Source organism: Luedemannella helvata (assembly GCF_039528415.1).
Lineage (GTDB): Bacteria > Actinomycetota > Actinomycetes > Mycobacteriales > Micromonosporaceae > Luedemannella > Luedemannella helvata.
Window position 1 is genome coordinate 1 of record NZ_BAAALS010000059.1, and the last position, 8,886, is coordinate 8,886.

The 8,886-nt window shown below is 67.9% G+C and carries 7 protein-coding genes and 1 pseudogene; 2 read left to right on the forward strand and 6 right to left on the reverse strand.

All coding sequences use genetic code 11. From position 1 onward, the window contains the following. Window positions 1-38 precede the first annotated feature (38 nt). Window positions 39-1,385: pseudogene (locus ABD191_RS28175) on the reverse strand (NF041680 family putative transposase); the annotation flags it as partial. 978 nt (window positions 1,386-2,363) lie between these two features. Between ABD191_RS28175 and ABD191_RS28180 the strand changes: the two are divergent. Further along, a complete protein-coding gene (locus ABD191_RS28180) occupies window positions 2,364-2,597 on the forward strand; it encodes a hypothetical protein (RefSeq protein ID WP_344088761.1) in 234 nt (77 codons plus the stop codon). Between the two features lie 311 nt (window positions 2,598-2,908). Here the strand turns inward: ABD191_RS28180 and ABD191_RS28185 are convergent, their stop codons facing one another. From ABD191_RS28185 to ABD191_RS28205, 5 genes are read right to left on the reverse strand one after another with little or no spacing between them, the layout of a single operon-like run. Then, window positions 2,909-4,219: a tyrosine-type recombinase/integrase gene (locus ABD191_RS28185; protein ID WP_344088764.1), complete on the reverse strand. Its 1,311-nt coding sequence runs from the start codon at window positions 4,217-4,219 to the stop codon at window positions 2,909-2,911. Between the two features lies 1 nt (window position 4,220). Then, a complete protein-coding gene (locus tag ABD191_RS28190; RefSeq protein WP_344088767.1) occupies window positions 4,221-4,400 on the reverse strand; it encodes a helix-turn-helix domain-containing protein in 180 nt (59 codons plus the stop codon). Continuing rightward, complete coding sequence (locus ABD191_RS28195) at window positions 4,397-5,761, reverse strand: replication initiator (RefSeq protein ID WP_344088777.1); 1,365 nt, start codon at window positions 5,759-5,761, stop codon at window positions 4,397-4,399. The genes ABD191_RS28190 and ABD191_RS28195 overlap by 4 nt, the downstream gene beginning before the upstream one ends. Then, window positions 5,761-7,323, reverse strand: coding sequence for an FtsK/SpoIIIE domain-containing protein (locus ABD191_RS28200; RefSeq protein WP_344088780.1), 1,563 nt, complete (start codon window positions 7,321-7,323; stop codon window positions 5,761-5,763). Before ABD191_RS28200 ends, ABD191_RS28195 begins: the two co-directional genes overlap by 1 nt. Further along, window positions 7,323-7,640 (reverse strand): hypothetical protein, encoded by a 318-nt coding sequence (locus tag ABD191_RS28205; RefSeq protein ID WP_344088770.1) that lies wholly within the window; start codon window positions 7,638-7,640, stop codon window positions 7,323-7,325. Before ABD191_RS28205 ends, ABD191_RS28200 begins: the two co-directional genes overlap by 1 nt. Window positions 7,641-7,793: 153 nt before the next feature. Here ABD191_RS28205 and ABD191_RS28210 point away from each other — a divergent pair, with 153 nt between their 5' ends. Then, complete coding sequence (locus ABD191_RS28210; RefSeq protein ID WP_344088773.1) at window positions 7,794-8,378, forward strand: GntR family transcriptional regulator; 585 nt, start codon at window positions 7,794-7,796, stop codon at window positions 8,376-8,378. Window positions 8,379-8,886 lie beyond the last annotated feature (508 nt).

Consider the following 8,886-nt stretch of genomic DNA (forward strand, 5'->3'; position numbering starts at 1 on the left):
CGACCAGAAACACCTGGTCACAGCCTGAGGACTCCACCAGACCCGGGGCGGTTCACAGGGCCTGGTGTAGTTGGTTTCGGCGCACGCGCCGGACGGGCGGTCTTCGGGCGGAGGTTTCGAAACCCTCGACGGACGCGTGCGGGTGTGAGTCGTCCTGGCGGGGCGGGTCGTTCCCAGGGGCGGCGTAGGTCGGCAGCGAGATCGCGGCTCAGGCGTAGTTGGGTGTAGGCGGCGATGACCAACCAGGTCCAGCGGTCGGCGGCGGCTGGGTCACGCAGGCGGGGCGTGGTCCAGCCCAGCGTCTGCTTGAAGAATCGGAAGGTGTGCTCCAGATCGAAGCGGCGCAGGAACGCCTGCCATAGACGGTCCACATGCGACACTGATGCGCCGGTGTGCGATGACCATAGCCACACTGGCTTCGGGTCGCGGTCACCGGGCAGATGATCGACGGTGAGGCAGATCAGGGTGCCTTCTAGGATAGGTAGTTCACCGGTGTGGTCCAACCACGCGGCGCGGTGTGTCAGTCGGGGGTGTAACCGATCCCATGCGAGGGCGATCGCGGTGCCATACCGGGTTGTCTCGGTCGTGGTGTGCACGTGTGGGTCGGGCCAGGTTGCCAGGTCGCCGAGGTGGAACTCGCCGCCGTGCTTGAGCGGACGGCCGATCGTCCCGGCCGGCCGTGGCGGTGCCGGTAACCGCAGTACCCGGTCGGCGCGGATGCGGCCGACGACCTCGACCGGGAGGTCGGCCAGCAGGTAGGCCAGTCGGGCCAGGTCGTAGCCGGCGTCGAAGACGACCAGGACATCCGCGTCGCCATCATGCCACTGACCCGCGGCGATCAATCGTTGCACCACCTGGCGGACCTGCGTAGCGGTCACCTGAGCTTCGTCGTCGTCAGGGCCCAACCGCACCGCGTCGAGGATCTGTGTCCACGACGTGCGCCCGGGCTCCAGGACCGCGACGAACGAGTACGGCCAGCCGGGAATGAACTGGTCCTGACTGCGGCCACGCCCGTACACGTGGCAGAACAACCGATCCGGTGCCGTAGCCGCATCCGGGCGAAGCCACGGACTGACATCCACCGCCAAGACCAGCCGCCCACCGTCGAAGCGCGGCAGCACCAGAGCGGCCACCGCGGTACGCAGCCGCGCGACCTCGATGCTGCCCGCGTTGAGCCCGTCGTAGAGCGCACCATGACCGCGACGGTGCTCAGCCGTCAGCGTCAGATCAACCAGGCTGCGCACCGGCCCATCGGCGCACAGCAGCGCATCCGTCAGCTCGAACAACGCATCCGCCCGCGCGGCCAGGCACCGGTAGAACCCTTGCCGGAACCCGTCCAGCTGCGCCACCGCGCCAACCGGCGCGCCATCATGCACACTGATCACAAGACAGCCCTTGGTCCATTGATCATCTTCCCTCGATAAGAAGATGATCGACCAAGGGCTGTTTCCGTCACACCGCGGGGGCCGCGACCGACCATCCGAGGTTAAAGATCAAGCTAACTGATCGAAAAGACAGGGTCGGGCCATAGTCAATCGATTCCCCGGCCACTGTTACGAGACGCCAGAGACCATCCCCACCAATTTGGCTGTCAGCCCGGCCGCCTTGCCCAAAGGGACATTACCGGCTGATGCTATCTCGGAGAAGCTGCAGCTTTTTACTTGGGAAAGCGACGCCACCCCAGGCCGCACGATATGCCTCCACACCTCCGGATCTGGCCAACGCCTCCTCAGCCATTAATGCGACCTGGCAGGCAAAACTCTTAACGCTTATCCGATCATGCCAGCGAAGTCGCCCGCCGGTCCAGCGCCGGCTTTCCGATGACATATCTTCGAATTGGACAACTTGTAGATATACGTCAGAATCAGCACCCGCAAAGAAGAGGCACGTTCCTCCCGGCTCGCCGGGCAGGAAGGCTATTGCCGAGCTAGACCCGCCTTGGAGGTCAATGGCTGCCTGCAGCACGGAGCCTAGGCCGTCACCCACGTAGGTCGTGTGTACGTCGACGGTCTCTTGGGAAGAGCTCATGGAGAACGTCGCTGAGCCGGGAGCCGCAATATGCCAGCGCAGTGAAAATTCATCCATTGCGATCACCTCGGATATGCAGTGCGAAGAGAGCCGTCTGGATTCAAGATAACCTCTATGGACGTCTCGCCACGGGATCCGCAGGCGTAGCCACAGGGCACTGTGTGTATCGTTCCGTCTCTGGGAAGTTTGGTAATGGGGTCAGGAGTATTTGGGACTCCCCGCGACTTGGCGGCATCTTCGATCAAATCTCCAATGTCATCAAGGTCAAGATATTTTGAGAATGTAGTGTTGTTTGCCGCCACCCCTGGACTTCCATCTACATGCTCGTACAGTACATGCTGCCATCCGTCCCCCTTGAAAAGGTTGCCGCAATTGGCGTTGTGTACCAGAACTGGAGTATCGCCGGCTACCACATAGTACGTCTGGAAGCGTCACGGCCCGTGGGGCTGGCCCATGGCCTGGATCATGGTGTTGAACAGCGGTTTTACGAATGGTCGTCTGGTGGTCATCGACGGGCGGTGATGGTTGACAGCGACGGTGACAGCAACCTCAGCGAACGTCGCTGGTGACGGGTGTCACATCAGCGGTGTCTGTCTATAAAGGCGATCATGATCGTCCGTTGTGGTTGGTGGTGGTGTGGCGCGAGCCTACGGGGCCGTTCTCTCGGTCAAGGGCGCTGCGCGTCGCGTGCGACGGCCCTGCGGGCCGCCCTTGACCGTGAGCCTCGACGGCCCCTGGGGCAGGTGGTGCGGGCAGGCCAGTGCCTGCCCGAGCGCACCGCGCCGCACCACCAAACGGCGACCGGGGTGGGGTGGATAGGCGTGCGCCCCGCCGGCCGGTGAGGGCAGCGACGGGGCGCACGAGGTGGCGCTGGGTCGGGTCAGGCTGGAACGGTCAGGGGCGGGTCGTCGGGTTCGCCAGCGTCGTCGGGGCCGGTGGTAGCTGTCGGGTCGGGGTTGAGGGCGTGGCCGAGGGTTTCGATGGCTTGGCGTTGCAGGCGGATGCGGACGTGGGCATAGATGTCGGCGGTGGTGTGGATCTGGGCGTGGCCGAGGAGGTCCTTGACGACGACCAGGTCGACGCCCTGTTCCAGGAGCAGGGTCGCGCACGAATGTCTCAGGTCGTGGAAGCGGATCTTGCGGATGTCGGCGACGTCGCAGAGGGCGTGGTGGTTGCGGTGGACGTAGGCGGCGTCGAGGGGTCCGCCGGTGGGGTTGGCGAACACCAGCCCGAGGTCGCGCCACTGGTCGCCGGCTTCGCGGCGGTCGATGTCCTGGCGACGCCGGTAGCGCTTGAGCGATGAGATGCACTCGCGGGGGATGCTGATGCGCCGGGCGGAGCGGTGGGTTTTGACCTCCTGGAACACGGGTCCGCCGGTCAGTCGGGCCAGGGTGCGGCGCACGGACAGGTGCCCGGCGTCGAGGTCGATGTCGTCCCATTGCAGGCCGAGCAGTTCGCCCTGGCGTAGCCCGCAGCGCAGGGCGAGTTCGAACAGGGGGCCGTGGCGGTGGTAGGCGGCGGCGAACAGATACTTGCGGGCTTCGCCGACGGTGAACGGGTGGAAATTGGTGCGGGCGGTGGGGAGGCGGACGGCGGCGGCGACGTTACGGCCGAGCAGGTCCTCGCGGACCCCGTCGCCGAGGGCGGTGGACAGGATCGCGCGGACGTAGCGGACGGTCGCCTGGCTGACCGTCTTGTTGCAACACCGCCCGACGGCGCAGCAGCGGGGCCGCCGCTGCGGGTCGCGGTGGGTGGGGTCGCGGCGGGCGTCGAAGCCCTGCGCGCAGCACTGGCACGCCGCGGCCAGGCGGGTGAGGAACTCGCGTACGTCTGTCACGGTCAGGCTGCCGAGCCGGCGGGTGCCGAGGCCGGGGAGCAGGAACCGGGTGATCATCTCGGTGTAGGTGCGGTGGGTGGTCGGCCGCAGTCTCGGTTTGGCGACGGTGGTGATCCAGGAGGTGAGGTAGTCGCCGACGGTGGCGGTGGGGTCTTTGGCGACGACGGCGGTGCCCCGCACCGAGTCGGCGATCTTGGTGGCGAGTTTGTCGGAGGCTTCGCGGTGGGACTCGCCGTAGACGTGCACGCGGCGGCTGGTGCCGTCGGTGGTGGTGACGTAGGCGCTGCCGCACCAGCGGCCGTCGGCGCGTTGGTAGATGGTGCCTTGTCCGTTCGCGTTCTTCTTGGGTGGCATATCAGTGGCCCTGTTCGGTGAGGGTGGCGAGGAAGTCGTCCAGCGCGGTGGCCGGGATGCGCCGGCACCGTCCGATGCGGACGGATGCCAGGGCGTGGGTGCGGATGAGGTGGTAGACGGTGTGTCGGCCGATCTGCAGTCGTGCCATGACCTGCGGCACGGTGAGCAGGTCAGGACTCATACGGCCGGGCCGTGGTAGGACCAGTCCCCGACCACCAGCACCGGCACGCCGGGCTCGCCCCCGACCCGGTCGACCAAGCCCGCCTCGGCGTGGGCTCGCCGCTCCTGCCGCAGTGCGGCGAACGTGGTGGAGAACGTGTGGGACTTGGTGGTGTAGTGGCCCCGGTAGCCGAGCTGGTGCGCCCACCGGCGCAACCGCAGATGCCGATACTCGGGTCGGCCGCCGAGCCGCCAGCACGCGTCGACCAGCGCCCGCGCGTGCGGGGACAGCGTGCCGAGGTCGACGCCGGGTCGCCGGCCGGTGCCGTGACAGGCGTGGCACAGGCCCCCGGCTCGGGCTCCGATACCGCTACAGGTCCGGCAGTAGATCGGCGCGATGGTGACGCCGACGGTTTCGGCGGCCTTGGTGGCGTACTTGGCCAGATACCGGGCCACACTGGCCTCGCGGCGCGCGTCCGGGTCATCGGGCCGGTTCGACCCGGCAGCCGGTAGCGGCTGGATGTCGATCTGGACGCCCCAGCGAAGCATGCGCGCCGGGCTGGTGGGCGCGGCCGGAGTGGCGACGGCCACCGTCGTTGCCGCATGGCGGATCGCTTCCGTGAGCCGATCGCTGCTGGCCCAACCGGGCGGTGGGCTGCCCGGCCCGTCGGGGCCATCGACGCGGACCAGGGCGTGGTAGTGGACCACTCCCCGGGTCTGGAACTCGGCGACCTTGGCGAACACCACCCGCACCCGCTTCGCGGCGTGGCGGATCGGGATGCCGCACTGGTCGGCGAACGCCCGGCGCACGGCCGTGGTGGTCTTCGACCACAGGACACCGGCGTGGGCGCTGAACAGCACCTGCCCGGCGTAGTCGTACGACTGCGCATCGAGCGGGGTGCCGATGTCCGGGTCGCCTGGCGCATGCCAACGCCCGCAGGCAGCCGGCCGGGTCGTTGTGCCCGGATGGCACAGACGTGGCGTGCCGGTGTGATCAGGTCCGATGTGGACGGCACCGAAGGACGGCGCGGTCAGCGTGATGAACAGGCGCGGATGCTGCGCGACCGTTTCGGGGGTGTCCTTGCCGCCGCGTAGTCCGGCGGCGACCAGGTGGTAGGCGTCGAACTTGTAGAGCGTCGAGCAGGCCACGCACACGGTGGCGCGCCGGTTGCGGCACCGCATCCCGACTGTCGTCGCGTCAGGGCGGTGCAGGATCTGGCCCGTTGCTGGGTCGACGAGCAGGCTGCGTCCCCGCATCACGATCGGGTGCTCACACGCACCCACCCGGCGGGTGAGGTCCTCGGCCTGCCCGACGCGGGCCAGTGCGGCCAACGCCTCGGGGTCGGTGACGGGTTGGGGATGGTCGGTGGCGGGTGGGATCATCACCACAGGTCCTTTCCATTGCGGTGGATGGGGCTGGTGGGGAGGGCGGCGGTTGGTTCTTGGCGGAATGGGCCGCCGTCCTCCTCCTCGATCAACTCGACTGCCCGGGCGGCGTCGATCAGCAGTTGGTGCGGGTCGCGGACCAGCTGCGCGGTGCTGGCCGCGATGCGGTCGGCGACCTCGTCGGACACGTGCCGAGTGCGCACGAGCGTGAACCCGGGCCGCCCGTCGGCGATCATCGACGCGACGCCGACGTAGGCGGGGTCCTGCAGCCGGCGCGGGTGCTCGTCCGGGAACCCGGTGATGTCCGACCCGAGGACCGCGGTCGCCGCCTCGGAGGTGCGTTGCGCGAACGACACCGCGACCTGACAGTTGTCCCGGATCTTGGTAGGGATGGCGTCGCCGGTGGCCTTCTGCGTCGCCAGGATCACCTGAACACCGACGTTGCGGCCCTTACGGACCAGCTCCTCCACCAGGCGGGCCGACTCACGCGCAAGGGCGTCGAGTTTCTTCGAGTCCGGGTCGGTGCCCTTGGTCTCGTTGAGGAACGTATGCGCCTCATCGATCACCACAACCACCAGCGGCCACGCCGTGGTGGGGCCGACGCGCCACAGGTTCTTCACGCCCAGCTGGGTGCGGATCGCGTGCTGGCGGGCCACCATCAGATCCCGCACCCGGGCCAGGTGATCCCGCACGGTGGACGGGTCGTCTTTCGCGGACAGCCAGGCACGTGGGAAAAGATCGTCGTAGTCGGGGCCGCCCTTGCCGTCGATGAGTACGAACTGCACCGCCGGGCTGGGCGCGAGGTCGCAGAAACGGGCATTGAGGAACGAGGTCTTGCCGTAGCCGGCCAGGCCGGCGACCACGATCCCGGACACCGATTCCGACCGCAGGTCCACCGGCTGCCCGTCTGCGTCGACACCGGCCGCCCACCGGCGAAGATCAGGCGACGGTCCGGGTCCCGGGGTGACCGGACGACGCGGACTGCCCCGTCGCCCGGCGGACGGTGAGACCGGTTCGGCCCAGGACAGGGGTTGGGTGAGCGGGTCGTGCACGATCGCACGTAGCCGCACCCAGCCGGGTCGCAGTCGCTCGACGCGCACCTGGGGCACCTGCCACACGTCGGCCAGGTACGCGGCGGCCCGCTGGAACTCGGCCAGGCCGGTCCGACCCAGCGTGGCCACATCCACGGCGACGCCCCAGTCCTGCGCCTGGACACGGACCGGCGGGATCAGTTCGCGTTCGACCACCGTCGTGGCCGGGGCCGATGACCAGAACCCGGGCCGGCCCCGTTCGACCTGGACCAGACCGACCCGGCGGGCGGTGCGCTTCCACCGCCGCTTGATCCGCCACGCACGACGCAGCATCGGCCGCACCACCGCCGGCGTCACCAGATAACGGACCACGTGGCGGGCCAGCCACCACAGGCCGACCGCCGCCAGCACCCCGACGATCGCCAGCGGCAAGGCCGGTGACGACAGCCAGGCCGTGAACCGCCCGGCGTCGATACCCGACCCATCCGTTACGGCCGTAGTCGGGTTGACCAGGCGGGGGTCGATCATCACGACTTCACCGCCGTCAGCGCGGACGCGCGGAAGATCTGCCACGCCCGGCCCCCGGACTCCCCCGCCACCAACGTCAACCCGGTCGGGTTGACCACCTGCCCCATCCCCAGGTCCTTCGGCACCCCCGGCGCTGGCACCGAGACCCGCAGCACCTGCGGGGTCCCGCCGTCCACGGTGAGCGCGACCGCGACCTCCACCAGCGGCGCACCAGTGGCGCGGTCGGTCTGCGGTTGCGTTTTCTCCTTGTCCTTGAACTGAGCCACCGGCGCGGACAGCACCAGCAGCGGCCTTGCTTCGATCGGTAACACGAGCATGTGTCGGTTCTCCATCTACCCGGTCCCACCCTTGTGGCATGAACCACGGGAACGACAGGTTACACGTGCAACTCGTGATCGTGTCAAGACTGATCCAGAAAATCTTGACAAGCCTGGGATGCACAACCTTCACGTGACGGTTACGATCACCTTATGCATCCGGCCGACGACAAACGGGTCCTCTTCCAACGGGTCGTCGACGACATCGTCGACCAGATCCGCACCGGCACCCTGCAACCCGACGACGTGCTACCCACCGCCCGCAAAATGGCCGAACAGTACGGGATTGCCTCCATGACCGCGCAACGGGCGCTGCGGGAGTTGCAGACCCTCGGCCTGACCTACGGCGTCGTCGGCCGGGGCACCTTCGTGCACCCCCAAGCCCCCGAGCGGGTGCGAATCCTCGACGGCGAGCCCGTCCCCGAGCCACCTCGCAAGACGATCCCCGACCCCGACCTCGACGCCCGACTCGCCCGCTACCTGCTCAAACGCGACGAGATGACCGCCAAGACCATCGCCTTGATCGAAGGCGGACCTGACAAGACCACCCGCGACCGGCTTCTGGCCGAGCTCGCCGAATTGCATGCCGAACTCGACGCCATGGCACAGCCCCTGCGGGACGAGATCGCCCAATACCACGCACGACTCGCCACCGCAGCCGGCCCGGACACCGAACCCACGACCGCGACGACAACCGAACCACCCAGACCACGCCGCGCACGACAGCCCAGAAGCTGAACACCCAGCACCCCGAGACCCAGAGCTGCCGATCGAGCGTGTGCTCAAATTTGCTATACAAGGTCAAGTACAGCGCCCCGGCCCACGGGCCGGACCGCCGCGCACGCGCTACGACCTACGGCCACGCGCGCACGCCCGCCGAGAGCCAGACAGCCCGTGACCGGACCAGCACAACGAGAAGCCGTCGTATCCCAGGCCGAAACGATGCCTTCGCCGAGCGACCTACACGGGTGGTCCGGGCATCGACGCCGCACCGCTACGCGGCACGCCACCGGACCATGCGCTGGGCGTCCCCTGTGGACTATCTAGCCCGGCGATTAATCGACATATCGATGTCGATACCGGCTGGATGACAGCAACCGTGACAGCAACCGCCCCGCACAACCATGCCCTTGAGCGCACGCCGCGTTCGATCAAGCACACTGCGGAGTAGCCGCACCAACCCATCGTCAGCTAGTACGGCAGTGACGGTTCACCCGTTGAGCTGCTCGGACTCGATGAGTTCTCG